27 protein-coding genes are annotated in these 26,552 nt (G+C 62.6%); 17 read left to right on the forward strand and 10 right to left on the reverse strand.

Going from position 1 to position 26,552, the window contains the following annotated elements; all coding sequences use genetic code 11:
* From HX812_RS29500 to HX812_RS29535, 8 genes are all read left to right on the forward strand, one after another.
* Positions 1–901: type VI secretion IcmF C-terminal domain-containing protein (locus HX812_RS29500; protein WP_306173397.1), on the forward strand; the 901-nt coding region annotated here is incomplete at its 5' end.
* The gene (tssA, locus tag HX812_RS29505) at positions 898–2,463 is read left to right on the forward strand and encodes a type VI secretion system protein TssA (RefSeq protein WP_038845802.1); all 1,566 of its coding nucleotides are present in this window, start codon (positions 898–900) and stop codon (positions 2,461–2,463) included. The genes HX812_RS29500 and tssA, both read left to right, overlap by 4 nt.
* Positions 2,464–2,487: 24 nt before the next feature.
* Positions 2,488–4,257, forward strand: a complete 1,770-nt coding sequence (gene tssF, locus HX812_RS29510) for a type VI secretion system baseplate subunit TssF (RefSeq protein WP_038845800.1) — start codon at positions 2,488–2,490, stop codon at positions 4,255–4,257.
* Positions 4,221–5,318, forward strand: a complete 1,098-nt coding sequence (gene tssG / locus HX812_RS29515; protein ID WP_038845797.1) for a type VI secretion system baseplate subunit TssG — start codon at positions 4,221–4,223, stop codon at positions 5,316–5,318. Before tssF ends, tssG begins: the two co-directional genes overlap by 37 nt.
* Positions 5,299–5,823: a type VI secretion system lipoprotein TssJ gene (gene tssJ, locus HX812_RS29520; protein WP_038845795.1), complete on the forward strand. Its 525-nt coding sequence runs from the start codon at positions 5,299–5,301 to the stop codon at positions 5,821–5,823. Before tssG ends, tssJ begins: the two co-directional genes overlap by 20 nt.
* Positions 5,824–5,826: 3 nt before the next feature.
* On the forward strand, positions 5,827–6,267 hold the full coding sequence (gene tssE, locus HX812_RS29525) for a type VI secretion system baseplate subunit TssE (protein WP_038845792.1): 441 nt from the start codon (positions 5,827–5,829) through the stop codon (positions 6,265–6,267).
* Between the two features lie 23 nt (positions 6,268–6,290).
* Positions 6,291–7,400 (forward strand): OmpA family protein, encoded by a 1,110-nt coding sequence (locus HX812_RS29530; RefSeq protein WP_038845790.1) that lies wholly within the window; start codon positions 6,291–6,293, stop codon positions 7,398–7,400.
* Between the two features lie 150 nt (positions 7,401–7,550).
* Positions 7,551–7,805, forward strand: a complete 255-nt coding sequence (locus HX812_RS29535; protein ID WP_038845788.1) for a hypothetical protein — start codon at positions 7,551–7,553, stop codon at positions 7,803–7,805.
* Positions 7,806–7,833: 28 nt separating this feature from the next.
* On the opposite strand, the gene HX812_RS29540 is transcribed toward HX812_RS29535, so the two are convergent.
* Together HX812_RS29540 and gspH are read right to left on the reverse strand one after the other, a co-directional pair.
* Positions 7,834–8,445, reverse strand: coding sequence for a type II secretion system protein GspJ (locus HX812_RS29540; protein ID WP_038845786.1), 612 nt, complete (start codon positions 8,443–8,445; stop codon positions 7,834–7,836).
* The gene (gene gspH, locus HX812_RS29545) at positions 8,442–8,894 is read right to left on the reverse strand and encodes a type II secretion system minor pseudopilin GspH (protein ID WP_038845784.1); all 453 of its coding nucleotides are present in this window, start codon (positions 8,892–8,894) and stop codon (positions 8,442–8,444) included. Before gspH ends, HX812_RS29540 begins: the two co-directional genes overlap by 4 nt.
* Positions 8,895–8,987: 93 nt before the next feature.
* Here gspH and HX812_RS29550 point away from each other — a divergent pair, with 93 nt between their 5' ends.
* Positions 8,988–9,419, forward strand: a complete 432-nt coding sequence (locus tag HX812_RS29550) for a type II secretion system protein N (RefSeq protein WP_033901549.1) — start codon at positions 8,988–8,990, stop codon at positions 9,417–9,419.
* Here HX812_RS29550 and gspI read toward each other — a convergent pair.
* Positions 9,406–9,771, reverse strand: a complete 366-nt coding sequence (gene gspI, locus HX812_RS29555; protein ID WP_038845783.1) for a type II secretion system minor pseudopilin GspI — start codon at positions 9,769–9,771, stop codon at positions 9,406–9,408. The two genes, HX812_RS29550 and gspI, sit on opposite strands and share 14 nt — an antisense overlap.
* A 148-nt stretch (positions 9,772–9,919) precedes the next feature.
* On the opposite strand from gspI, the gene gspG reads away from it, so the two are divergent.
* From gspG to gspD, 5 genes are read left to right on the forward strand one after another with little or no spacing between them, the layout of a single operon-like run.
* Positions 9,920–10,369: a type II secretion system major pseudopilin GspG gene (gene gspG / locus HX812_RS29560; RefSeq protein WP_033901551.1), complete on the forward strand. Its 450-nt coding sequence runs from the start codon at positions 9,920–9,922 to the stop codon at positions 10,367–10,369.
* A gap of 8 nt (positions 10,370–10,377) precedes the next feature.
* Positions 10,378–11,247 carry a type II secretion system minor pseudopilin GspK gene (gene gspK / locus HX812_RS29565; RefSeq protein ID WP_161630235.1) on the forward strand — a complete coding sequence of 290 codons (870 nt, stop codon included), beginning with the start codon at positions 10,378–10,380 and terminating at the stop codon, positions 11,245–11,247.
* Positions 11,244–12,302, forward strand: a complete 1,059-nt coding sequence (gspL, locus tag HX812_RS29570) for a type II secretion system protein GspL (protein WP_038845776.1) — start codon at positions 11,244–11,246, stop codon at positions 12,300–12,302. Before gspK ends, gspL begins: the two co-directional genes overlap by 4 nt.
* Positions 12,295–12,807, forward strand: a complete 513-nt coding sequence (gene gspM, locus HX812_RS29575) for a type II secretion system protein GspM (RefSeq protein WP_038845774.1) — start codon at positions 12,295–12,297, stop codon at positions 12,805–12,807. The genes gspL and gspM overlap by 8 nt, the downstream gene beginning before the upstream one ends.
* Positions 12,804–15,098: a type II secretion system secretin GspD gene (gspD, locus tag HX812_RS29580; protein ID WP_038845772.1), complete on the forward strand. Its 2,295-nt coding sequence runs from the start codon at positions 12,804–12,806 to the stop codon at positions 15,096–15,098. The genes gspM and gspD overlap by 4 nt, the downstream gene beginning before the upstream one ends.
* Positions 15,099–15,517: 419 nt before the next feature.
* On the opposite strand, the gene HX812_RS29585 is transcribed toward gspD, so the two are convergent.
* Positions 15,518–16,072: a UPF0149 family protein gene (locus HX812_RS29585; protein WP_038850155.1), complete on the reverse strand. Its 555-nt coding sequence runs from the start codon at positions 16,070–16,072 to the stop codon at positions 15,518–15,520.
* 97 nt (positions 16,073–16,169) lie between these two features.
* Positions 16,170–17,417, reverse strand: coding sequence for a chloride channel protein (locus HX812_RS29590; protein WP_038850153.1), 1,248 nt, complete (start codon positions 17,415–17,417; stop codon positions 16,170–16,172).
* 192 nt (positions 17,418–17,609) lie between these two features.
* Between HX812_RS29590 and HX812_RS29595 the strand changes: the two genes are divergently transcribed.
* Entirely contained in the window at positions 17,610–18,422 is an 813-nt protein-coding gene (locus tag HX812_RS29595; RefSeq protein ID WP_038850151.1) for a crotonase/enoyl-CoA hydratase family protein, read from the forward strand.
* A 5-nt stretch (positions 18,423–18,427) separates the two neighbouring features.
* On the forward strand, positions 18,428–19,261 hold the full coding sequence (gene nudC / locus HX812_RS29600; RefSeq protein WP_033898318.1) for an NAD(+) diphosphatase: 834 nt from the start codon (positions 18,428–18,430) through the stop codon (positions 19,259–19,261).
* Here nudC and HX812_RS29605 read toward each other — a convergent pair.
* From HX812_RS29605 to HX812_RS29615, 3 genes are all read right to left on the reverse strand, one after another.
* Positions 19,229–20,008, reverse strand: coding sequence for a TSUP family transporter (locus HX812_RS29605; RefSeq protein WP_033898325.1), 780 nt, complete (start codon positions 20,006–20,008; stop codon positions 19,229–19,231). The genes nudC and HX812_RS29605 overlap by 33 nt on opposite strands.
* A 179-nt stretch (positions 20,009–20,187) precedes the next feature.
* Positions 20,188–20,907, reverse strand: coding sequence for a phosphatidylcholine synthase (gene pcsA, locus HX812_RS29610; RefSeq protein ID WP_038847913.1), 720 nt, complete (start codon positions 20,905–20,907; stop codon positions 20,188–20,190).
* 149 nt (positions 20,908–21,056) lie between these two features.
* Positions 21,057–21,971, reverse strand: a complete 915-nt coding sequence (locus HX812_RS29615; protein ID WP_038847916.1) for a class I SAM-dependent methyltransferase — start codon at positions 21,969–21,971, stop codon at positions 21,057–21,059.
* A gap of 191 nt (positions 21,972–22,162) precedes the next feature.
* Between HX812_RS29615 and mdeB the strand changes: the two genes are divergently transcribed.
* The gene (gene mdeB / locus HX812_RS29620; protein WP_038847919.1) at positions 22,163–24,829 is read left to right on the forward strand and encodes an alpha-ketoglutarate dehydrogenase; all 2,667 of its coding nucleotides are present in this window, start codon (positions 22,163–22,165) and stop codon (positions 24,827–24,829) included.
* Between the two features lies 1 nt (position 24,830).
* Here mdeB and HX812_RS29625 read toward each other — a convergent pair whose 3' ends face one another.
* Positions 24,831–25,319 carry a DUF1289 domain-containing protein gene (locus tag HX812_RS29625; protein WP_038847922.1) on the reverse strand — a complete coding sequence of 163 codons (489 nt, stop codon included), beginning with the start codon at positions 25,317–25,319 and terminating at the stop codon, positions 24,831–24,833.
* A gap of 150 nt (positions 25,320–25,469) precedes the next feature.
* A partial coding sequence (locus HX812_RS29630) for a ribonucleotide-diphosphate reductase subunit beta (protein ID WP_028615974.1) occupies positions 25,470–26,552 on the reverse strand: 1,083 nt, incomplete at its 5' end.

Raw genomic sequence — 26,552 nt, forward strand, 5'->3', positions numbered from 1 at the left:
AGGTCGCAGCATCGACCTGACCGACACGCAAGCGTATGGGAACTTATTGGCGGCCAGCCTGGGCTCGGAGTGGGGTGGGGCGGCACAAACGCTGTTCGTACAACCGCTTGAGCACGCTTGGCAACGTGTTTTGCAACCATCTGCCGCCGGGATCAATAGCCAATGGCAACGCTCGATCGTCAGCCATTGGAACGATGCCTTCGCCAGCCGCTATCCATTCACAGCCACCACCAGTGATGCGTCTTTGCCGATGCTGGGCCAGATGATCCGTGCAGACTCTGGGCGCATCGAGCAGTTCTTGCAGCGGCAATTGAGCGGCGTGTTGCGCAAGGAAGGTAGTCGTTGGGTGGCCGATCCACGCCACAGCCAAGGGCTGCGCTTTAACCCGCAATTTCTGGCGGCCATCAACCAGCTCAGCGACCTGGCCGATGTGCTCTACACCGACGGCGGCATGGGACTGAGCTTTGAGCTGCAAGGCAAACCCGTGCGCGATGTGGTGCAAACCACCTTCATCCTCAATGGCGACAAACACCAGTACTTCAACCAGAAGGAGAGCTGGCAGCGTTTCAATTGGCCGGGGCGCAGTGACTATCCCGGCGTCAGCCTGAGTTGGACCAGCCTGCTGGCCGGCGAACGGTTGTTCGGTGATTACCCTGGTACCTGGGGCCTGATCCGCTTGCTGGAAAAAGCCCAGGTCACACCGCTGGATGACGGTGACAGCCGCTACCGCATGGTGCTCAAGGCTCCCGATGGTTTGAACCTGATTTGGCATCTGCGCACCGAGCTGGATGCCGGGCCGCTAGCGTTGCTCAAGTTGAGGGGCTTTAAATTGCCCCAGCAGATCTTCCTCAGCGAGAACGCCGTGGAAACGCCGTATGCGCAAAACGGGAGTTTCCCATGAGCCTACGTACTTTGATCGCCCGCTGCCTCGGCGAACGCGACGCCCTGTCCATCGCCCTCGAGCAAGCTTCCCACTGGCATTCCTGGCTGCAACCCATCAGCGCCGAATCCCCCGTCGGCGAAGACCCCGGCTACGACGATGACTTTCAGCGCATGCGCGAAGAGGTCAACAAACTCTCCGGCGCCGATGCCGAGCAGGTGGCCCAGCTGGCGCAGAAGCTGCTGACCCACAGCTGTAAGGATCTGCGTGTGGCCACCTATTACCTTTGGGCACGCTTGCAGAAGGACGGCGAAGTGGGCTTGGCCGATGGCCTCAGCTTGTTGGCGGCATTGGTGGAACGCTTCTCCGACGCCGTGCTGCCCATTCGCCCTAATAGCCGCAAGATGGCGCTGGAGTGGTTGGCCAGTGGCAAAGTGCTGGACACGCTGTCGCTGTACCCGGAGGTGGTCAAGGTCGAGGCCGAGCGCACCGCTGCGGCCCTTGCCTGGTTGGAGCGTGGGTTGAGTGCGTGGCCGCAGGAGCAGTGTCCGGATTTGGCGCCGCTGTATACCGCCTTATCCGCGAGACTTGCGCAGTCCGGCGGTATGGACGCGGTGGTGCCTCAGAACACCTCCAACCATGAGTCGCCCGCGCCGCACATCAAATCCGGTCGCGACTTGCTGGACAGTGGCCGGGCCTTGGCGGGTTACCTGCGCGAACAACCTCTGGGCTGGTTGGCGGCCCACCGACTGATGAAAAGCCTGCGCTGGGACACGATCCACCAGGCCCCGCCGCAAGAGGTGGACAACAAGACGCGCCTGGCGCCGCCGCGAGGTGACTACCGGGCACAGCTCAAACGGTTGTACCTGCAACAGAGTTGGACGGAACTGATCGACCAGGTCGAGCGGATCTATGCCGAGGGGGTGAACCATTTCTGGCTCGACTTGCAGTGGTATCTGTTCCAGGCACTGAGCAAACAACCCGCACCGCAGGACCGCTGGGCCGACATCACCCAGCGTGACCTGGGCATGTTCCTGGAACGCCTGCCGGGTCTGGAGGTGTTGTGTTGGAGTGACGGCAGCCCGTTCGCCGATGAGACTACCCGCGAGTGGATTGCCCAGCACGTCAGCGGCAACCAGCCTCAGCAATGGTTGCCTGTGCCTTCAGTCGCGCCGGCCAGCGGTGATGTCGATATTTTGTCCCTGGAAGGCGAGGCCATAGCCCAGGCCGACAGTGAGGGGGTGGAGCCGGCGCTGGCCTGGCTGGCCGCACGCCCCGGCATCCACACCGGACGTCAACGCTGGCTGCTGCGCCTGCTGATGGCGCGGGTGGCGGAGCAGTACGGCAAGGGTGACTTGGCTATCCATTTACTGACGGAGTTGGATGCCACGGCACAACGCCAGGCTTTGGCCGAGTGGGAGCCCGAACTGAATTTCGAGGTCAAGGCACGCCTGCTCAAACTGCTGCGCGTGAAGGCCCAGCGCAATGACGCCGACAAACCCACCCTGGCGCGACGCATGGAAACCCTGCTGGCGGCGCTGGTGGCCATCGACCCGGTACGCGCCGCCGTGCTGTGCGGCTAACCCTTCTACATCAGGATTCTTTCTGTGAGCATGGAAAATCTGACACTGCGCTACTTCGATGCCGAAATGCGCTACTTGCGCGAGGCCGGCAAGGAGTTCGCCGACGCGTTCCCGGATCGGGCGGCGCAACTCAACCTGGACAAACCGGGCGCGCAGGACCCCTACGTAGAGCGTCTGTTCGAGGGCTTCGCCTTCTTGATGGGCCGCCTGCGGGAAAAGCTCGACGATGACCTGCCGGAGTTGACCGAAGGCCTGGTCAGCCTGCTATGGCCACATTACCTGCGCACCATCCCGTCGCTGTCGGTGGTCGAACTGGTGCCTGAACTGGCACAGATGAAACGCAGCGAGTTGATCGCTCAAGGCTTTGAGGTGCTATCGCAACCCATCGGCCCACAACGCACCCGCTGCCGTTACACCACCACCCAGAACCTGACCCTACGGCCGCTGGCCCTGGAGTCGGTGGGGCGTGGCCATGAATGGGATGGTCGCTCAGTGCTGCGTCTGCGTTTCGCCTGTGGCGCGTTGACGGACTGGAGCCAGATCGACCTGAGCCGTTTGCCGCTGTACCTGAATGCCGATGCACCCCTGGCCAGTGCGCTGCATCAGGCACTGACCCTGAATGCGCAAGCGATCTATGTGCGCTGGCCGGACCAAACCGAGCGCCAGCCGTTGAACGCGCATTTTTCGCCTAAGGGCTTCGCCGAGGAGGACCGGCTGTGGCCCAAGGGCGACAGTGCTTTCAGTGGTTACCAGCTGTTGCTGGAGTATTTCAGCTTCCGCGAGAAATTCATGTTCGTGACCCTGTGTGGGTTGGAGCAATTGAAGATCACACCAGGCACTGCCTGGTTCGAACTCGAAGTGGTGTTGCGTGAACCCTGGCCGGCAAACTTCGACTTGAGCGGCGAACACATCCGCCTGCACGCGGTGCCGGTAATCAACCTGTTCCCGCTGGAGGCCGACCCGCTGACCTTGGCGCCGCTGCAGACCGACTACCTGCTGCGCCCGATGCGCCTGCAGGACGGGCATACCGAGATCTACTCCGTAGACCGGGTGACCGTGTCAAGGAACGCCGAACGCCAGGACTACGTGCCGTTCACCAGCTTTCGCCACAAGGGCGGCATGCTGCGCGACGAAGCCCCGGAGCGCTACTTTCACACGCGCTTGAAACGCGCGGCGAATGGCTTGCATGACACCTGGCTGATCCTCGGCGGCGAGGGCTTCGACAAGGACCGCTTGCGCGAGCGTGAAAGCCTGTCGCTGCGCTTGACCGGCACTCACGGCCAATTACCACGCAAGGCGCTGCAAAGCACCCTGCTGGATACGGTGGTGCAGTCCACCCAAGCCGGTTTGCGCGTGCGCAACCTGTGTGCGCCGAGCCAGCCGTGCTACCCGCCGAATCGCGACCGCTTTCACTGGCGAGTGCTCAGCCACCTGGGCTCGAACTTCCTGCCGATGCTCGACAGCGCCGAGGTGCTGCGCGGCACCCTGGCGCTGTATGACTGGACCGGTAGCGAACTCAACCGCCGTCGCCTGGCGGCGATTGCCGAGGTCAAGCATCACCTGGTGCAGCGTTTTGAAAAAGGCTTTCTGCTGCGTGGCGTGGATATCGAGATCACCCTGGACGCCAATGGCTTTTCGGGGGAGGGCGATATCAGCTTGTTCGGCGAGATGCTCAACCGCTTCTTTGCCCTGTACGCCGACATTCATCTGTACACCCAGCTCACGCTGATCCTGCAACCTACTGGAAAGTGCCTGCGATGGAACGAGAACCACAGTCAGCGTATTCCCGGCTGAACGCCAGCGGTCTGCTCGACGCCGTGCAGGGGCAGGTGGCCGAGGCCAACCTGTATCGGTTTTGCCAGTTGCTGGAGCAGGCCTTGCCCGATCACCCAGCCCTGGGCAGTACCGCGCACCCGGCTGATGACGCCGTGCGCTTTCGTCCCGATCCGGGCATGGGCTTTCCGGCCGCTGAGTTGAAGTCGATTGAAACCGATGAAGCCTACCCGGAGAGACCCGCGACGGTACGCACGCGTTTGCTTGGATTGTACGGGGTCGATTCGCCGCTGCCGACGGCGTTTCTGGACGACATCGCGCAGCGCCGGGAAGGGCATGACGCGCTGGAAGCCTTCCTGGATATCTTCAACCACCGGATCTTCACCCAGTTCTACCGGATCTGGCGCAAGTACTCCTACCCGGCGACATTCGAAGCAGGCGGCACCGATGCCACTTCGCAATGCCTGCTTGGCCTGATCGGCCTGGGTATTCCCGGCACCGCGCAGCAAGTCGCCACGCCGGTATCGCGCTTTCTGGCCTTGCTCAGTGTGATGCGTCTGCCTACGCGTAATGCCGAGGGCATCGCCGCACTGGTCAAGTTGCTGGCGTCCAACACCCAGGCGCAGGTGACCGCGCATTGGCCACAGAAAATTGCCCTGGAACAGCCGGCCAGCCTTTCCCGCCAACGTCCGGTGAGTTTGTCTCAAGGTACGCCGTTGGGCAGCGTCGGTTTTGATGCCAACAGCCAGTTGCGCTTGACGCTCCACACCGAAGACACAGACGAAGCCCGGGGTTGGTTACCCGGTGGCGAGCTGTATAGCGATTTTCTGGTGCTGCTGCGCGTGTACCTCGGGTGGCGTTGCACGGCGAAATTGCAGTTGTCGCTGCCGGTACACAGTTTGCCTACGCCGGTGCTGGGGCAATCTGCCATTCAGCTTGGCATGACCGGCGTACTGGGCTTGGGCAGCAATGCCTGGCAGGCGACGGAGCACGACACTCTCACGATCAACCTGGGCCGTTATCAGGGCCTTTCGATTAATCCCTTCAACCGGGAGACACAGCATGTTGCGTACCGTTTTTAGTCTGGTGATGTTCGTCGTGCTCAGCGGCTGTGGGCTAGCCCAGACGGTGGCCGATGGCACTGCGTCCACCGCCAAGGCGATCTTCTACAAGCAGGTGAAAACCCTGCATCTGGATTTCAGTGCACGCACGGCGCTGAACACAGATGCCACCGACATGAGCGCCTTGTCGGTGCCAACCCTGGTGCGGGTGTACCAACTGCGCGAAAGCAAAACGGTCGAGCAAGCGACTTACGACGATTTGCTGAGCGATGACGATCGAGTGCTGGCCAGTGCGTTGCTGGATAAACACACGGTGGTGGTCAAGCCCGAGGAGGGCGCACAGCTGAACGTGCCGATGGACAAGGATGCGCAGTACGTCACGGTGGTGGCGCTGTTTCGCAGCCCCGATACGCAATTGAACACCTGGCGGCTGACGCTGGCCCGCGATGAGCTGGACCCGGATGCCGCGCGGATCATCGAGTTGGGTGACAACCGCCTGACCCTGCGGCCCCTGGCCAAGGATTGAGTCATGACCGAGTACAACCCTTCGCTGTACGAAATGCTGCTGCAGAACTTCGACGGCGAGTTGGAACTGCATCGCGTCAGCGAGGAAGACCAGCATGCCCTGTCGGTGCTGGACAACCTGCAACGCATCCTCAATAGCCGCGCGGGTGCGCTGAGCCACTTGCCGGATTACGGGCTGCCGGACATGGGTCTGATCCTGCAAGGCTTGCCCGCTTCGGCCCACGGCTTGATCGGCACCATGACCGCTACCTTGCTCAAGTACGAACCACGGCTGGCGGCTGTCGCTATTGAACTGCTGCCGCAGGCACTGCCGGGGCATCTGGAATATGCCTTGGACGCGCAACTCAAAGATGGGCAGCACGTCAGCTTCGGCACCACCCTGGCTCCCGAGGGCAGGGTACTGGTACGTCACTTGAAGCGACAGCATTACCTGTCGAAGTCTTGAACCGATAACGGAAGGGAAGCCCGATGACGGCGTTATTTGAGATGCGTATCCGGTTGGGGGGGGATCCGCGTGGCTTCAGTGAGTTCGCGGCATTACGTGAAGAGTTGGCCAAGCTGAGCCATCCTGCCTGCCCGGATGTGGACTGGGCCAGGGTGGAGCAATTGTGCCTGGCGTTGTTCGAGGAAAATGGTGCAGAGCTGCAAACCGCGTGCTTTTACACCGTGGCCCGCAGTCAGCGCCACGGGCTGGAGGGTATCACCCAAGGCATAGTGTTGCTGGGAGCCTTGAGCAGCGAATGGCGCCATCTGTGGCCGGCAATGGAGTCCGTGCGCCTGGACCTGCTGGGTTGGTTATGCGACCAACTGCAACTGCTGCTGCGCAGCCTGGCGACAACAGCGCACAGTGAGGCCGCCCTGGTTCAATTGGACACTGAACTGGCTCGGCTGCACGCCCGCTTAGCCCCTCAACTAACCAGCCCTCTGCTGACGTTGCAGGCTCTGCGCTATCAGGTTGGTCACCTGATCCAGCGTCTGGAGCGGAACCTCGTCGTGGGCGAAGCAGTGCTCGCCCCCATGCGGGTGATGACGCCGATGTTGGTGACGCCTGTGGTGATTCTGCCGCCTCCGCCAGTACAGCCCCGCAGGCGGCGCATGGCCCTGTGGTTGTTTGCCGGGTGGCTGATGGTTGCCGTGCTCGCGGGGTTCGGCTGGCGGACATGGCTGATGGGGCCTAGCAGTCAACCGCCGATGCCGGAGCCCGTGCGGCTGGATAGTTTGTCGCTGTTCGATGCAGGCAGTGCCACCTTGAAACCCGACTCGACCAAAGTGCTGATCAACGCGCTGGTCGGCATCAAGGCGCAGCCAGGTTGGCTGATCGTGATCGCAGGGCATTCCGATGCGACCGGGGCCATGGAACAGAATATGACCTTGTCCCATGCCCGTGCTTCCGCCGTGCGTGACTGGATGCAACGTATGGGCGATATCCCTGACAGCTGTTTTGCGGTGCAGGGCTTGGCGGCCAATCAGCCGATCGCCAGCAATGAGACCGAGGCCGGGCGTACCGCTAATCGGCGTGTGGATATCCAACTGGTCCCGCAGGTCGGTGCTTGTGAGCAGATGGCACCTACTGGCTGAAGTGATCGTCCCTGTCTGTAGGATATGTCTAGATCCTCTTGTAGGCCTGTTCTGTTTGCTTGTTGCGTGCGTCTACAGACGTCTGCCAATTTCCGTTATCGCTGCTTATAGTGCTTCATGGAAACCACCACGGCAGGGAGCCGACCATCCATGAACACCCGAAAAAAGTCCCCCCGACGCCACACCGCACAACAACCCCCCATCCTCCATTCCGGCCAGCGCTTGCGTTCGGTGCTCAACACCTATGGCATTCCACCCACGGCATTTGCCGAATGGATGCGCATCAGCCCGCAGTGCCTCAATAATTGGTTTTCACGGGGTTTGCCGGTTGCTCGCATGGAAAAACTGGCGACCACCTTGAGTGTCAGCAAGGTGTGGCTTGAGACGGGGGAGCGCGGCAAATAAGGGTTCAGGGGTGGCCAGGCAGCCGCCTCTACTTCAACGGCCCTACCACCTGCCGGTACTTTTCCACGCCCTGAGGCGTCTGCCGCACCAGGCTGATTTCCAGTCCCAGCGGGTCCTCCCGACGATTACCGCTCAATTGTCGCCATCCCTTGTCCGCGTCCCACACTCGCACCTGCAGGTCACTCACACCGGTCAACACCACCACCCCATCTTTCGCCGCCGGCAGCGGGTATCGGTCCCGCGCCGGGGCGGCTGCGCGATACAGCGAGCCACCCTTGAGCCACCAGCGCACGCGTTGCAGCCCATCCCCGGCCATCGGGGCGCTGCGGATCACGTCCAGCCTGAAGCCCTTGCTGTCGGAGCTGCGTACGGTCACGGCGGCCAGCCCTTCGGTTTTGGGCGTCTGGTCTTGCGCCCTATCGGTTGCAACCAGCTCCACACTGGCGCGCAAGCTGACGTCGCGCTGCATCTGGTTCAGCGCCCGCAGCAACACCTCGGTCTGCTCGCTGCTCGCCTGCAAGTGCTGATCAGCACGGGTCACGCTGTCCAGCCCACGCCAGGCGATCAGGCTGACCACCGCCATGAGCATGATCGCCACCATCACTTCGATCAGGGTGAAGCCTTGCTGGGACCTGTTCATGGTTGACTCACCACGCGCATCAAACCCGCAGCGTCGCGTTGCAGGCTGAGGCTGTGCTGCCCAGCGGACAGCACCACCCGCAACGGAGGGTTGATCCACTCGGCATTGAGTACCAGGGTTTGCCGGGGTTCGATGTTGATCTGCATGGGCGTGCTTTCCCAGAGGCGCGGGCGCAGTTGGGTGTCGCCCTGGAAGGACTCCACGCTCGTCCCGTCATCGCTGCGGCGGATGAAGCGAAAGCCCTTGGCATCCGCACGCCAGGTGATGGGGCGACCGTCTGCGTGGGCTTCGGCCTGGGCCACCTGCAGCAACTGGCTCAGGCGCTCGGCGTCTTTGCGCAGCAGGTGCAGCGGGTCGGGTTTGATCGTGAGGCTGATGGCGGCACTGGCGATGCCGATGATTACCAGCACCACCATCAGCTCGATCAGGGTGAAACCTTGCTGTTTCATCGCGGGCTTCCTGGAGAACTGGGGAGTCTGTGAAATAAAAGCGTGCGAATTGATCTGTAGGCTGGTGCGACGGACAAACAGGAGGTCCTCCCCATGGCATTTGCCCCTCGTTTCACTCTGGCCCATGGCGTGCAGGCGCTGGGGGTGCTGGCCGCCCTGGCGGGCGTGGCGGTTTGGACGCCGCTGCTGCTGACCACGGCAGAATCCCACACGCCCCAAGCCACGCCCCAGGCACTCGCGGCGCGCAGCGATAACCCGGCGCTGCAATGGTTTTCCAATGCGCCGACGGCGCTGCAAGTCAAAGTCACTGGCGTGTTGGCAGGCGCCCGTGGTGCGGTGGCGATCCTGAGTCTCAACGACGGCCCGCCGCGCAGCTTTCTAGTGGGTGAACGCCTTAGCCCCGGCGTGCGGCTGACCGCCATCCAGGGTGACGGTGTGGAAATCGAACGCGGTGGCGAAAAGCTGCGCGTCAACCTCGACAAGTTGCCGGACGGCCCAGCGCTGCCGCTGCTCACTCGGCCATGACCTGGGTGTCCAGCCGCGCCAGGGGCGGCGCTTCGCGGCTGGCGTCGAGCACCTGCAGGTTGACCTGAAACAGGCGGCCATCGGCGTTGATGGTCTGCTCGCAACGCAATTTCAGGCGGCCTTGATCACACTCGAAGGTCTTCCTGCCGCTGCGCAAGTGGCCTTCCAGGCGCAGTTCCGCCAGGCGACTCTGCGCCGCCAGCAACGCGATGGATTTATCCCGCAGCAAGCCGTTGCTCTGGGTCATCAACCCGGCCACGCGCACAGCGGCGGCCATGGCCACGGCAATGATCGCCAGCGCCACCAGCACCTCGATCAGGGTAAAACCTTGCTCCTTGCGACGGCCGTACATGGCGCTCTCAAAGCCGGGAAACAGGCCCGCAGACTAGCGCTGGCAGTTGACCGATTGGCGACTGAAACTCCCGAGGATTTTCAATACGACTGACATGTGTTCTTGCAACACTGCGGCTCGAATTGCACTCAAGCCAAGGAATGTCGAGATGGATATCGCGCGCCTAACGTCCCCATTGCCAGGCCCTCGCGGGCAGCGTGGTTTCACCTTGATCGAGATCATGGTGGTGGTGGTCATCCTCGGGATCCTGGCCGCCATGGTGGTGCCCAAGGTGCTGGACCGGCCGGACCAGGCACGCGCCACGGCGGCCAAGCAGGACATTGGTGGGTTGATGCAGGCGCTGAAACTCTATCGCCTCGACCACGGTTCCTACCCCAGCATGAACCAGGGATTGAAAGTGCTGGTGGAGCGCCCGGCGGACGCGAAGAACAGCAACTGGCGCGCCTACCTTGAACGCTTGCCCAACGATCCTTGGGGCAACCCTTATCACTACCTCAACCCAGGCGCCAACGGTGAGGTCGACGTGTTCTCCCTCGGTGCCGACGGCCAGCCAGATGGCGATGGCGTGAATGCCGATATCGGCTCCTGGCAGTTGTAAGGCCCTCCATGAAACGGTATTCGCCCCCAGCGGCGAAGCAGCGAGGCATGGCGATTATCAGCGCCTTGCTGATCGCCGCAGTGGTCGCCGTGTTGGCCGGCGCCATGCTCACGCGCCAGACCGTGTTCACCCGTGGTCTGGAAGCCGAGCAACTGCGCATCCAGGGGCAATGGTTGTTGCAGGGCGGCCTTGAACGCAGCCGGCAGATGCTCTGGGACGCACGTCAGAAGGACGTGTTGACCCGCCTTGACCAGGCCTGGGCCCGCGCCCAACGTGGCGACTTCGAAGGCCGGATCGAGGATGAGCAGGGCAAGTTCAACCTGCGCAACCTGGTCAATCGCCAGCAGGTGGATGCCGAGCAGTTGCAGAGCTTTGAGCGGCTGTGCCGGTTGATCGGCGTCGACCCGGCGGTGAGCCGGCGCATCAGCCAGCGGGTGATTGCCTCTTATGAACCGCCCGCCAAATACCCGATGCTTCGCAGCCTGGATGACCTGAGCGGCATCGAAGGCCTCGACCCCATGGTGTTGCAGCGCATGCACGCCTATATCAGTGTGTTGCCCGGCCCTACGTGGGTCAACGGCAACACCGCCAGCGCCGAAGTGCTCAGCGCGGTGGTGCCGCAGCTCAGCCTGTCCCAGGCCCACGGGTTGGTGGCTGAGCGTGATAGCGGGCAGTGGTTCATCAACCGCGGGGATTTCGTCAACCGCCTGCGCTTGCCCCAAGTGGCCGTAGACTCAGTGCAGGTGGGCATTACCAGTGAATGGTTCCGCGTGCAGGGCCAGGCGCGGCGTGAACAGCGACGGGTGACGATCGATGCCTTGTTGCATCGTCCTGAAGACCGTCAGCCGCGCGTGATCTGGTCGCGGGTGGGCGTATGAAACGCCTGCGCATCGGTTTGCCGCCGCTGGATCAATTGACCGCACAAAGCCAAGTCAGATTTGCCTGGCTGGAGCGCGGCGCAGTCATTGAAGAAGGGTATGAAAGCCTGGCGCAGTTGGCTAAATCGCGCCAGGCGATGGACTGTTTCCTGCACCCGCGCGACAGCCTGCTCACCAGCCTGGAGCTGCCCCCGCTACCCGCTGCGAAAACGGCGGCGGCCGTGGCCTGCGCCGCGCAGGCGCTGATCCTCGGCCCGGTTGAGCAGATGCAGGTGGCCCATGGCCCGCGCGAAAGCGATGGCCGCGTGCAAGTCGCGTGGGTGCCCAAGGCCGGGTTGGAGCGGCTCGCGCAACTACCACTCAAGCTGCGCGGGCTTTACCCGGCACCCTTTGCCTTGCCGGTAGGTGCTGCGGCGTTGGATGACGGCTATCTGTTGACACGTGACAGTCTGCAACAAGGCACGGTGCACCCGCTCGGCTTGCAGGCGCTGGAGAGGCCACTGGTTGACGCGGCGCAGCGTTGGAGTGGCGCGGTACCCACGTGGGGCTTGCACGGCCGCCTCAGCCAACCCTCAACGGTTGGATGGGGCCGGGCGCTCGCCTGTGTCGCGCTTGCCACCGCCATCTGGACCCTTGGCCTCAACCTGTACGCCGCGCGTCAGGTGGAGGAGGGCCAACGCCTTAAAGCGTTGATGAGCCAACAGGTGCGCCAGGCGTTTCCCGAGCTGCCGGTGGTGCTCAACCCCTTGCAGCAAGCCCGTCAGCAATTGGCCGCCCGCCAGACCGGTGCGGCCGCCGATCCCGGCCAACGCTTTACCAGCCTGTTGCAACTGGCCGGCAGCAACCTGCCATTTATGGTCGGCAGCGTCGACAACCTGAGCTTTGAACAGGGCAGCTTGCACGTTGAACTGCTCGCCGACAGCCGTAACCCGGCCGCCGAGGGTGAATGGCAGGCGGCGCTGGCGCAGGCCGGGTTTACCGCCAGCCGCAATGAGCAGGCCTGGACGATTGCCCCGGCCCAGCCCGCAGAAAAGCCAGGAGCCGGCGATGAATAAAGTGCAGCGACTGCGCAGCCAGGCCCAGGTGTTCTGGAGCGGCCTGGCCTTGCGCGAAAAACGCCTGTTAGGCGGTGCCGGGCTGGTGCTGGCGAGTTTGCTGACCTGGCTGGTGCTGGTGCAGCCCGCGCTGAAGAAGATCGATTACTGGCAGGCCGAAACCCCCAAGTTGCGCGCCCAGGCCGCAGCCTTGCAGGTGCTGTTGCAGGACGTCGCCGCGCCCAGGCAAGGCGACGAAACCACGTTGCGCCAGACCTTGGATAGCGCAGGTCTGCAAGGCCATTACCAGTTGCAGGCGCTGGAACCCACGGGTTGGCGGCTGACCTTCGATAACGCCCCGGCCGATGCCGTGGTGGGGTGGCTGCTGGGCAATGCCCGTTCGTTTTCCCTGGAGGTGTCCGAGGCGCGATTGCAACGCAGGCTCGACACCGTCGACAACTCGGCCGGCACTGTGTCCGGGACCGTTCGCATGGATCAGGCGCTTGGCGCTAAGGAAGCTTCATGAAGTGGTCAGTTCCCCCGTTTCGTCTGGTCGCGCCGTTGCTGGTGCTGGCCCTGAGCGCATGCAGCAGCCAGCAGGCCACCAAGCCGTTGCTGGTGGACAGCGAACTCGGCCAACCGCTTGCCGATACGCGCAGCAGCGGCGAGACCTTGCAGGATCGCCTGCGCGAACCGGCCCCCAAAGCCCCCGTGCAACACCGGGTCACCAACAGCGCACGCGGCCACGCCCCGGCGGTGGTCAAGGCACGCAATCCATTGGGTGACCAGCCGGTTCAGCTCAATTTCGTCGACGCGGATATCCAGGCGGTGGTGCGCGCGCTGTCCCGCGCCACCGGCCAGCAATTCCTGGTGGACCCGCGTGTGAAGGGCAACCTCACCCTGGTCAGCGAAGGCCAGGTGCCGGCGCACCAGGCCTACGACATGCTGCTGGCGGCGCTGCGCATGCAGGGCTTCAGCGTGGTCGACGTCGGTGGCGTGGCCCAGGTGGTGCCCGAAGCCGATGCCAAATTGCTCGGCGGGCCGATCTACAGCGCCGGCAGCAGCGGCATGCAGACGCGCACCTTCCGCCTGCAATATGAGAACGCGGTGAACCTGATCCCGGTGCTGCGCCCCATCGTGTCGCCAAACAACCCGATCAACGCCTACCCCGGCAACAACAGCATCGTCATCACCGACTACGCGGAAAACCTGGCGCGGGTGGCGCAGATCATCAACGGCATCGACACCCCCAGCGCCATCGACACCGACGTGGTGATGGTACAGAACGGCATCGCCGTGGACATCGCCGCCATGGTCTCCGAACTGCTGGAAACCCAAGGCGCCGACCAGACCCAGAAGATCAACGTGATCGGCGACCCGCGTTCCAACTCGATCATCATCCGCTCCGGCAGCCCGGAGCGCACCGAGCTGGCGCGCAACCTGATCTACAAGCTCGACAACGCCCAGAGCAACCCCAGCAATATGCACGTGGTGTACCTGCGCAACGCCCAGGCGGGCAAATTGGCCCAGTCGCTGCGTGGGTTGTTGACCGGTGAGAGCGATTCCGGCGTCAGTGACGACGCGCGTGGCAAGCTCAGCGCCATGGGCGGCAATGGCAAGAACACCCAAGGCGCGAGCAACGCGCAAAACAGCAGCGGTACCCCTACCGGCAGTGGTGTGCAATCCGGTTATGGGCAGTCCACGGGTTCAACGGCTAACACCAACGGTACGGCTAATGATCAAGACACCGCGTTCAGCGCCGGCGGCGTGACCATCCAGGCCGACGCCACCACCAACACCTTGCTGATTTCTGCGCCGGATCCGCTGTACCGCAACCTGCGTGAAGTGATCGACATGCTCGACCAGCGCCGCGCCCAGGTGGTGATCGAAAGCCTGATCGTAGAAGTCGGCGAAGACGATGCCACTGAGTTCGGCGTGCAGTGGCAAGCCGGGAACCTCGGTGGCAAGGGCGGGTTTGGTGGCGTGAACCTCGGCGGCAGTGGCGTGAACAGCACGCCGACCAGCAAGACCAGTATCGACGTATTGCCCAAGGGTCTGAACGTGGGGCTGGTCAATGGCACCGTGGATATTCCCGGTATCGGCAAGGTGCTCGACCTCAAGGTGTTGGCGCGTGCGTTGAAGAGCAAGGGTGGCACCAACATTCTGTCCACGCCCAACCTCCTGACCCTGGACAACGAAGCAGCGAGTATTTTTGTGGGGCAGACGATTCCGTTTGTCACCGGCAGCTATGTGACCGGCGGCGGGGGCACCAGCAACAACCCGTTCCAGACGGTACAGCGTGAGGAGGTGGGGCTGAAGCTGAATGTGCGGCCGCAGATTTCCGAAGGCGGTACGGTGAAGCTGGATATCTATCAGGAGGTCAGTACGGTTGATGCGCGGGCTTCGGTGGAGGCCGGGACGGTGACCAACAAGCGGGCGATCGATACCAGTATTTTGCTGGATGACGGGCAGATCATGGTGCTCGGTGGGTTGCTGCAGGATGGGTATAGCCAGAGTAATGATGCGGTGCCGTGGTTGTCGGATATTCCGGGGTTGGGGGCGTTGTTCAGGAATGAAAAGCGCAGTGTGAACAAGACCAATCTGATGGTGTTTTTGCGGCCTTACATTATTCGGGACAGTGGGGCGGGGCGCAGTATTACGTTGAATCGGTATGAGTTTATGCGGCGGGCGCAAGGGGGGTTGCAGCCGGAGCATAGTTGGGCGATGCCGGATGTGCAGGCGCCGCAGTTGCCTTCGGTGGAGAAGGCGATTCCTGGGGATGGGCCGAGGGCGGTGATTCGGGCGGTGCCTAAGTGAGCGTACATATCCGTTGCTTCGGTAACGGCCACTTAGGGTTCCGCTCTTACAGCGGGTCACTTTTGGCAAACGCCCCAAAAGTAACCAAAAGGTCTTCGCCCCACCACTCGGCACCTCGCCTAGGCTCGGTGTGCCCTCACTCCGGCTTGAATCCGTGGGCCGCCGCAATGGGCCATCCATGGCCCAGTGCGGCTAACCCGGCGTCCTGCCGGGTTACCCACGGATTCAAGCCTGCGTTCGGCCAGCGTGGTTTTACGGGGCGCCGAAGATCACAAGCCGAAGCAAAAGCAAAGCGCGGCGGCCTTAGAGCCGACCGGTATTGTGTGGTCGAACCCGGTCAAATGTGGGAGCTGGCTTGTCGGATCGCCGCATCGCTGCGATGCAGGCACCTCGGTCTTTCGGAGACGCCCTGCAGGCTATTACCGCTTCGCCAGCCAGTAATCATGCAGCGCCCGCGCTGCCGGTTCGATTTCGCTGACGCGTTGCTGGTGTGCTTGTACGTCCAGGTCGGCCGGGAGTTCGAAGTTGTCTTGTTCGGCGCACCAGGAGATTTTTTCCAGCAGTGCAGCTTGTTCTGCCGGCAGTTGCGGCCAGTTGCCGATGGCGGCGCCGCGGATGTAGCCAAAGCACCATTCTTCGGCGAGGGTCACGGGGTGGCCTTGGTGTTCGGTTTCGTCGAAGCGGGCGTTGAAGCTGTTGGCGTCGCTGGACAGTTGTGCGGCCAGGGTGTTGAGGTGGCGCACGCACAGTTCGAGGAAACTTTGCGCTTCGTCCATGTTGTCCCATTCCGGGTTCTGGCCGCCCCAGATCGCGGGGAACCACTCGGCCACGTCCACCTGGACCGGGCTGGAGACCAGCGCGGTGAAGTAGCCGTCGAGTTCGGCCAGGTTCAGCACCGAGTGGTCGTCGCCGTACTTGAGCAGGGTGTTTTCGATGAACTCGAATTCGGCGGGGGTGAGGGGTTGGGCGTGCATGGGGCATATCCTTTAAACGTCGAACGCCGCGAATGGGCGGCTTAAAGCGCGAAGGATGGCGTGTGCGCGGGGTTTTATCCAGCCTTTTGCAGCGTTTTCACCCGCGTCGGTTGCACAGCTTGCTGACGCACATCGAGCCGACTACTGCGAGGATGATCGGCACCAGGAAGTCGTGGTCGATGCGGGTGAATTCCGCCACCAGCACAATCGCGGTCAACGGCATGCTCATGCTGGCGGCCAGGAAGGCGGCGGCGCCGATGATTGCGAATGCGCCCAGGGGCACACCGGGCCACACCAGGCTCCAGGCGCCGCCGAGGAGGATCGCCAGCAAGGCGCCATTGGCCAGGCCGGGGGTGAGCAAGCCGCCTTCGGCGCCGGCGCGCAAGCTGCTGGTGGTGATCAGGACTTTGACCACCAGCAACAACGCCGCCAGGCCTAGGGTCAGTTCATTGTCGAAACCCAGCTGCGCCGGGCCTTTGCCATTGCCGAGGATTTGCGGCAATACCATCGCCAGGCCGCCGATGATCGTGAAGTTGATCAATGACAGCACCGGCAGGCGCCAGCCCCTGGCGGCATTGGCGCGCGCCTTGCCAGTGAGCCGCGTGAAAGCGTACGCCGCCACGCCGAAGACCGGGCCGCAGACCACCGCCCATGCGATCAGGGCAGGGTTCAACACAAAGTGCGGGACCCCATATTGCGATTCCGCACCCAACCCGATCCACGCCACCGAGGCTGCAATCGCCGAAGTCGCCAACGCAATCACCGCCGCCGGCCAACTGAATGCGCCCACCAGCACTTCCAGCACGAACACCGCGCCACCCAACGGCACGTTGTACACCGCCGCCAGGCCCGCACCGGCGCCACAGGCGACGATCAGGCGATGCATCTGCGGGTCGAGTCGCGCGCGCTGGGATAACCAGGTGGCGACCAACGCGCCGACTTCCCGTGGTGCCACTTCACGGCCCAGAGGCGAACCCAGGGCCACGGTGATGATTTGCAGCAAGGCGTGGGCGAGGGTGGTCTTGGGCGGCATGATCGGCATCTTTTCCGACACCGCTTGCTTGATGCTCACCAGCGGCCGGCCATAGCGATAAATCACCCACCAGCCCACTCCTGCGACCAGGCCGCACACCACCAGCACCAGCAAGCGCCGCTCCGGTGCCGCCGCTGTCACGCCCAGCAGGAAGGTTTCATGGCTGACCAGGCTGTCCAGGCTATAACCGTAGGCCAGGTGCTGAATGCCATGCAGCAACAACGCCAGCAACATCCCGCCCAATCCGGCGCCGATGCCGGTGAACACGACCACCAGGGCGAGGATCAAGGATGAGCGAAACGGGGTCGGCATAGGCGGCTCCAGGCAATGGCCCTGATTGTATAGCCGATAAATCAGCCGACCTGGATGAAATGTATCGGCGCTGCATGAACCGCGCGGCCACAACATTCCATTACCTTTGCCCGTCCCGTTTTTGGCCGATGTGCCGTCACGTTCCCTTGTTATAGTTCGGGCCTTATCACTCGCCAGTCAGGGATCACTGCCATGTCCGAATACCAAGCTTTCGTCGTCGAACTCACCGGCAACGTTGCCCATGTGCAGATCAACCGCCCGGAAAAGATCAACGCGATGAACGCGGTGTTCTGGACCGAAATCATCGACATCTTTCAGTGGGTCGAAGACACCGACGCCGTACGCGCCGTGGTGCTCAGCGGTGCCGGCAAGCATTTTTCCTCCGGCATCGACCTGATGATGCTGGCCTCGGTGGCCAATGAGTTCGGCAAGGACGTGGGCCGCAACGCGCGCTTGCTGCGCCGCAAGATCCTGGAACTGCAAGCCTCGTTCAATGCCGTCGACAACTGCCGCAAGCCGGTGCTGGCGGCGATCCAGGGCTACTGCATCGGCGGTGCCATCGACCTGATCAGCGCCTGCGATATGCGCTACGCCGCCGAAGGTGCACAATTTTCCATCAAGGAAATCGACATCGGCATGGCCGCTGACGTCGGCACTTTGCAACGCCTGCCGCGCATCATCGGTGACGGCATGCTGCGGGAGCTGGCTTACACCGGCCGCCAGTTCGGCGCTGAAGAGGCGCGCAGTATCGGCCTGGTCAATCGCGTCTATCCCGACCAGGAGAGCCTGTTGGCCGGCGTCATGGACATCGCCCATGAAATCGCCGCCAAATCGCCGATTGCGGTCACCGGCACCAAGGCCATGATCAGCTACATGCGTGACCACACAGTCAATGATGGCTTGGAATACGTTGCCACCTGGAACTCGGCTATGTTGCAATCCAACGACCTGCGCGTGGCCATCGCGGCCCACATGAGTAAGCAGAAACCCGAATTCGTGGATTGACTGACATGACCCCAGGCTGGATTACCACAACGCTGCTGGACAACGACACCCCCGGCGGCTGGGCCGTCGCCCGCAGCCGCGACGGCTTTTTGCATGACACCAACGGCCCGCTGTTCCCCCGCGAATGGCTCAAGCGCCAGGACCTGTCGGTGTTCGCCGAACACGGCATCGGCCACCTCGACGGCGAGCCGGTGTACCTGCTGGAACTCAATGCTTCTACTGAAGTGCCGGGTTGCAGCTGGCAGGGGCTGCGCGGCTTCATGCTGCAAGGCGATCACACTCTTTACAAGGTGCTGGGCTACGCGGCGCAGATCGGCACCTGGGCGCGGGAACACCGGTTTTGTGGGAGTTGCGGCCAGGCCATGGTCCAGGTGCCGCGTGAGCGGGCGATGCATTGCCAGGCCTGCGATTTGCGCAGCTATCCGCGTATTTCGCCAAGCATGATCGTGCTGGTGACCCGTGGCGACGAGATCCTGTTGGCGCGTTCGCCACGTTTTGTCACGGGGGTGTACAGCACGTTGGCGGGGTTTGCCGAGCCGGGCGAGTCGGCCGAAGACTGCCTGATCCGCGAGGTGCGCGAGGAAGTGCAGGTGGAGGTCAAGAACATCCAGTACATGGGCAGCCAGTGCTGGCCGTTCCCGCATTCGATGATGCTGGGTTTCCATGCCGAGTACGCCGGCGGTGACATCGTGCCCCAGGCCGACGAGATCGAAGACGCGCAGTGGTTCAACATCCACGACTTGCCGCCGTTGCCGGCGTCACGTTCGATTGCGCGTTACCTGATCGACCTCTACCTGGCCCGTCGTCTAGGCCACGCTGAACCAGTGCTGCCAGGCTAAGCGCACGGTCAGGCCAAGGACCACGGTGATGAAGACCGGGCGAATGAATTTGGCGCCGCCGCTGATTGCACTGCGGGCGCCAAAGAACGCGCCACACATCACCGACACGCCCATGGCCAGGCCGACGATCCAGTCCACCGAACCGTTGATGATGAACACCGTCAGCGCCGCCGCGTTGCTGACGAAGTTCATGCTGCGCGCCACGCCGCTGGCTTTCACCAGGTCGATGGGGTGCAACAGCATCGTGCTCACGGTCCAGAACGCCCCGGTGCCGGGGCCGGCCACGCCATCGTAGAAGCCCAGGCCGAAACCCTGGGTGGATTGCCATTTCTTCTTGATCGGCGCATCGGCGTCCAACGGCGCCTTGGGCGTGCCGCCGAACAGCAGGTACACGCCGCAGGCGAACACAATCACCGGCAACATCTTGTTCAGGGTTTCAGCGGGCAGGTAGTGGGCGACCACGGCGCCGGTCAACGCACCGATCAACGTGCCGACGATGGCATGCACCCACTGGCGCGGATGGAACAGCTTGCGCCGATAGAAGGTGAAACTGGCGGTGGCCGAGCCGAAGGTGGAACTGAGCTTGTTGGTGCCCAGTACCAGGTGCGGTGGCATGCCGGCGGTAAGCAGCGCAGGGGTGGTGAGCAAACCGCCACCGCCGGCGATGGCGTCGATGAAACCGGCGATAAAGGCGACAACCGCCAGGATGGCCAGGGTGGTGAGGTCTACGCTGAGTTCGAAGGGCATGGGCAGGGCTTATTATTGGCAGGGTGCGCAGCGAAGGGGCTGGGCGAAAGGCCGCCATCTTACTCGCCCGCCATACGCAAATCCAAATGTGGGAGCGGGCTTGCTCGCGAATGCGGTGTATCAGTACCCAATGTACCGACTGACAATCAGCATTCGCGAGCAAGCCCGCTCCCACATTTTTAACCGTGACGCTTATCCAGCCACTCCAACGCCGTCCGCCAGATACAAATCCCCAGGAAATACGCCGACATCACCGACCACAAGCCAAACGTCCATGGGTTGGTGTTCGGGTAATCCATCACCATCAAGAAGCTGCACAGCAGCCAGATTGTGGTCACTGCGATGTTGATCGGCATGAACCGTTTCACCCGGAACGGGTGCAGGAATTTCATCGGCGTCACGGTCAGCAGGGCCAGGCCGATCACGGTGAGCAAGGTGACCCAGGCTTCCGGCTGGATGATATAAACGCACAAGGCCACCACATTCCATGCGGCGGGGAAGCCGACGAAGTAGTTGTCCTTGCTCTTCATGTTGACGTTGCAGAAGCAGAACAGCGACGACACCAGGATCACCGACACCGTGAAGAGATGGGTAAAGTCCGGCAGGTCGATATAGCGATAGATAAACAGTGCGGGGATAAACACGTAGGTGAGGTAATCGATCACCAGGTCGAGCACCGAGCCGTCGAAGCTCGGCAGTACCGTGCTGACATTCACCCGTCGCGCCAGTGAGCCATCAACCCCGTCCACCACCAGTGCCAGGCCCAGCCACAGCAGGCAGGCCTTGGGAGAGTTTTCCAGCAGCGCCAGGGTGGCCAGGAAGGCCAATACCACACCGGTGGCGGTAAAGCCGTGGGCGCCCCAGGCTTTGAGTCTGGCTACATGCAGGGTCGATATCACGGGCGGTTCTCCAAAAGGTGAAACGGGGCAGCCGACGACGTGACGCCGTCGAGTCTGGCCGGGGAATGCAGGTATCGACCGGGAAGGGGGTAAGAAGGTTCACCACCCCGGTGTATCACTTAGCGTAGCAAGCGTAAGACGTTTCGGCATCAGCCCTGGCGGAATACCAATGCCTTTAAGCCACTTCGCACATCAATATCAGGAAATTCCGGCGGGTTTTGCAGGCGCTCGACAAAACGCAGGCCCGGTGCCTCGCGGGTGACACCGTCGATCAGGAAGTCTTCGCCGAAGGCCGGGTCATTCATGCACGCCAGTACCGTGCCCTGTGGCGTGAGCAGGTCCGGCAGGCGGCGCAGCACGCGCTGGTAGTCCTTGGTCAGCAGGAAGCTGCCTTTCTGGAAGGAGGGCGGATCAATGATCACCAGGTCGTAGGGGCCGTTGTTGGTAACTTTGGCCCAGGACTTGAACAGGTCGTGGCCGAGGAAACTGACGTTGCTCAGGTCATGACCATTCAGGCGATGGTTGTCGCGACCACGGCTCAGGGCGCCACGGGCCATGTCCAGGTTCACCACGTGGTCGGCGCCGCCTTCGATGGCCGCCACCGAGAAGCCACAGGTGTAGGCAAACAGGTTGAGAACGCGCTGGCCCTTGGCCTGCTCGCGCACCCAGTTGCGGCCGTAACGCATGTCGAGGAACAGCCCGCTGTTCTGTTTTTTACCCAGGTCGATTAGGTAGCGCAGGCCGCCTTCGGTGATGGTCAACTCGTCGACCGGGTCGCCCGACAGCCATTCGGTGGTGCTTTGCGGCAGGTAACGGTGTTGCAGGGCGATGGTGTACGTACCGAACTCGGTTTGCAGCAAGTGCTTCAAGGCTTCCAGCTGCGCAGCGTCCGGCTCCTTGAACAACGCCACCAGCAGCACGCCTTGCAACCAGTCCACTGTCAGTTGCTCCAGGCCCGGCCAGCAACGGCCACGGCCGTGGAACAGGCGGCGGGTTTCAGCCGGCGGAGTCGCCAGGGCGGCAAGCAGGTGGGTGTGCAGGGTGGCGAGTGCGTCTGGGGTCATCGTTAAACGTCGGTCGTTGAGCGGGCGGCATTTTAAACACAATTGCGGGCTATCGTCCCGCTTGAGCATAACGTGCTGGAAAAAACATAATTGGCAGTGAATCATGCTCAAAATTCAATGGTGCGCGCCTGATAACAGGCAAAAAAACCTCCCGCGCCGACATAAACTGGAAAAAAAGCCCGGAGGTACCCATGAACGGTTTCACGAATGCGGTGATTGATCAGCAAGAGTTGGATGAGTGGCGCGACGCCCTGGCGTCCCTGGTCACTCACGCCGGCCCCGCGCGGGCGCGGCAGATCCTCGACCTGCTGGCCCAGGACGCCAGTGCGCCGCCCATCGACTGGAAACCGCGCCATGGCACGCCCTACATCAACAGCATCAGCGTGGCGCAGCAACCGGCATTCCCCGGCGACCTGGCTACCGAAGAACGTCTGGCCTCGCTGGTGCGCTGGAATGCCTTGGCCATGGTGGTGCGGGCCAACCAGGCGTACGGCGAGCTGGGTGGTCATATCGCCAGTTACGCCAGCGCGGCGGACTTGTTCGAAGTCGGTTTCAACCACTTTTTTCGCGCCCGCAACGAGGGCTTCGGCGGCGATCTGGTGTTCTATCAACCACATTCCGCGCCTGGCATCTATGCACGAGCCTTCCTTGAAGGGCGCTTGAGCGAAAGCGATCTGGCCCACTATCGCCAGGAAATAGGCGGGCCCGCGCAGGGCGCACGCGGCCTGTCCAGCTACCCGCACCCGTGGCTGATGCCGGACTTCTGGCAGTTCCCCACCGGTTCCATGGGCATTGGCCCCATCAGTTCGATCTTCCAGGCGCGCTTCATGCGCTACTTGCAGCACCGCAACTTGCAGGACACCACCGACCGCCACGTGTGGGGCGTCTTCGGTGATGGCGAGATGGACGAGCCGGAAAGCATGTCGGCCCTGACCCTGGCCGCCCGCGAAGGCCTGGACAACCTGACCTGGGTGGTCAACTGCAACCTGCAACGCCTTGACGGCCCGGTGCGCGGCAATGGGCGCATCATCGATGAGTTGGAGGCGTTGTTTGCCGGTGCGGGCTGGAACGTGATCAAACTGGTGTGGGGCTCGGACTGGGATGCGTTGTTGGCCAAGGACGCCGATGGTTCGCTGGTCAACACCTTGTCCAACACGGTTGACGGTCAATTCCAGACCTTCGCCGCCAAGGACGGTGCCTACAACCGTGAACACTTCTTCGGCCAAAGCGAGTCCCTGGCCCGGCTGGTCGAGGGCATGAGCGATGAGCAGATCGACCGCCTCAAGCGCGGCGGCCACGACATGGTCAAGATCCACGCCGCCTACCACGCCGCACGGCGGGTCAAAGGTAAACCCACGGTGATCCTGGCTCAGACCAAGAAAGGCTTCGGCATGGGCGAGGCCGGGCAAGGCAAGATGACCACTCACCAGCAGAAGAAGTTGGACCGCGATGCGTTGATCGCCTTCCGCAATCGCTTCCAGTTGCCGCTGACCGATGAACAGACCGAATCCCTGAGCTTCTTCAAACCGGCCGAGGACAGCCTGGAGTTGCGCTATCTGCACCAGCGCCGCACAGCGTTGGGCGGCTACGTGCCCAGTCGCAGCCAGGTCGCTGCCCCGGTCAGCGTGCCGGCCGTATCGGGTTATGCCGGCTTCGCCACGGCGGCCGACGGCAAGGAAATGTCCACCACCATGGCGTTCGTGCGCATGTTGACCAACCTGCTCAAGGACAAGGCGCTGGGGCCGCGCATCGTGCCGATCGTGGCGGATGAAGCGCGCACGTTTGGCATGGCCAACCTGTTCAAACAGATTGGCATCTATTCCAGTGTCGGCCAGCGTTACGAGCCGGAAGACATCGGCTCGATCCTCAGCTACCGCGAAGCCACCGACGGGCAGATCCTGGAGGAGGGCATCAGTGAAGCCAGCGCCATCAGTTCCTGGGTCGCGGCGGCCACCAGTTATTCGGTGCATGGCCTGCGCATGTTGCCGTTCTACATCTATTACTCCATGTTCGGCTTCCAGCGCGTCGGCGACCTGATCTGGGCTGCCGCCGACCAACGCGCCCGTGGCTTCCTGCTTGGCGCCACCGCCGGGCGCACCACCCTGGGTGGTGAAGGCTTGCAGCATCAGGACGGCAGCAGCCACCTCATCGCCGCCACCGTGCCCAACTGCCGCGCCTACGACCCGGCGTTCGCCGGGGAATTCGCGGTGATCCTCGACCACGGCATGCGCCAGATGCTGGAACAGGATGTGGACGAGTTCTACTACGTGACCCTGATGAACGAAAACTACCCGCAGCCAAGCCTGCCGGAAGGGGTTGAAGCGGCGATTATCAAAGGTATGTACCGCCTGCAAGGCACGGCCAATGCCCAGGTGCGCCTGCTCGGGTCCGGCACGCTGGTGCGCGAAGCCCTGGCGGCGGTGCAGTTGCTGGCGGACGATTGGCAGGTGGCGAGTGAAGTGTTCAGCGTCACCAGTTTCAGCGAGCTGGCGCGGGATGCGCGGGAGGTGGAGCGCTGGAACCGGCTGCACCCGCAGGCCGCTGCGCGGATCAGCCATGTGCAGGAATGCTTGCCCAAAGGCGCACCGGTAATTGCGGTGTCCGACTATGTGCGGGCCGTGCCGCAGATGATTGGTTCTTACCTGGATTCCAACTACACCGTGTTGGGCACCGACGGCTTTGGGCGCAGCGATACACGGGCGGCGTTGCGGGATTTCTTTGAGGTGGACCGCCATCACATCGTGCTGGCGGCGTTGACGGCGTTGGTAGAGCAGGGCCGTCTGGAGGCGCGGGTGTGCCAGGAGGCGATCGAGCGTTATGACCTGCAGGCCGAACGCGCAGCCTCCTGGAATGGCTGAGTCAGAAACTGGCTATCAGTGGAGGCCCAAACGCCTCCCTGATAAACCCCGGTGCGATATACCGCTCGTAATGCGCCTCTGACAGCAGGAAAAACTCCCGGTCAATCGCATCCCGCAGATCCGCCAGGCTGCGCTCGCGAAACTCCGGCAGCAGCGCCAGCCCATACGCGTCCAGCTTGGAAATCACCCGCGCACCCCGGGCAATCAACTGATACGCCCAGCAATAGGCCGACTGGTGCGGCATGAAGCGGATCTTGCGCGTCTCAAGCTGCTGACGCAGCAGCTGCGCATCCAACACCTCCAACTTGCTGGCCATGACCTGCACCAGCAATTGCTCCAGGCGCAGCCACACTGCCTGTTTCTCGTCGGCGTTGTAGCCGTTCCACTGGATCACCTCATGGTGATAGCGCTTGCAGCCCCGGCAGACCAGGTCCCCGTAAACGGTGGAGCACAGGCCGACGCAGGGGGTCTTGATGGTTTGATTGGGCATAAGTCAGTGAAACCGGATTAATGTGGGAGCTGGCTTACTGTGGCGAGGGAGCTTGCTACCGCTGGAGTGCGCAGCGCTCCCAAGCTTTTGGGGCCGCTTCGCGGCCCAGCGGGAGCAAGCTCCCTCGCCACAAAGCCCGCTCCCACACTTTTAGTCCCAGCTCAGCGCGCCGCCAGTCTGGTACTCGATCACACGGGTTTCGAAGAAGTTCTTCTCTTTCTTCAAGTCCATGATTTCGCTCATCCACGGGAACGGGTTGGTGGTGCCTGGATACTCTTCCTTCAAGCCAATCTGCGACAGACGACGGTTGGCGATGAACTTGAGGTAGTCCTCCATCATCGCCGCGTTCATGCCCAGCACACCGCGTGGCATGGTGTCGCGCGCGTATTCGATCTCCAGCTGAGTCCCTTGCAGGATCATCTGGGTCGCTTCTTCCTTCATCTCGGCATCCCACAGGTGTGGGTTTTCGATTTTGATCTGGTTGATCACGTCGATACCGAAGTTCAGGTGCATCGACTCATCGCGCAGGATGTACTGGAACTGCTCGGCGACGCCGGTCATTTTGTTGCGACGGCCCATGGACAGGATCTGGGTGAAGCCGCAGTAGAAGAAGATGCCTTCCAGCACGCAGTAGTAGGCGACCAGGTTACGCAGCAGCTCTTTGTCGGTCTCAACGGTGCCGGTTTCGAACTTCGGATCGGAGATCGAACGGGTGTACTTCAGGCCCCAGGCGGCTTTTTTCGCGACCGAAGGGATCTCGTGGTACATGTTGAAGATCTCGCCTTCATCCATGGCCAGCGATTCGATGCAGTACTGGTAGGCGTGGGTGTGGATCGCCTCTTCGAAGGCCTGGCGCAGGATGTACTGGCGGCACTCCGGGTTGGTGATCAGGCGGTACACGGCCAGCACCAGGTTGTTGGCGACCAGGGAGTCGGCGGTGGAGAAGAAGCCGAGGTTGCGCATGACGATACGGCGTTCGTCGTCGGTCAGGCCTTCGGGGTTTTTCCACAGCGCGATGTCGGCGGTCATGTTGACCTCTTGCGGCATCCAGTGGTTGGCGCAGCCGTCCAGGTACTTCTGCCAGGCCCAGTCGTACTTGAACGGCACGAGTTGGTTGAGGTCGGCACGGCAGTTGATCATGCGTTTTTCGTCAACCGCGACGCGAGCGGCGGAGCCTTCCAGCTCGGCGAGGCCTTCGGCGACGTCGAGTTTGTCGAGGGCGGCCTTGGCGCG

Source organism: Pseudomonas sp. IPO3749 (assembly GCF_013386605.1).
Taxonomy (GTDB): Bacteria; Pseudomonadota; Gammaproteobacteria; order Pseudomonadales; family Pseudomonadaceae; genus Aquipseudomonas; species Aquipseudomonas azotoformans_A.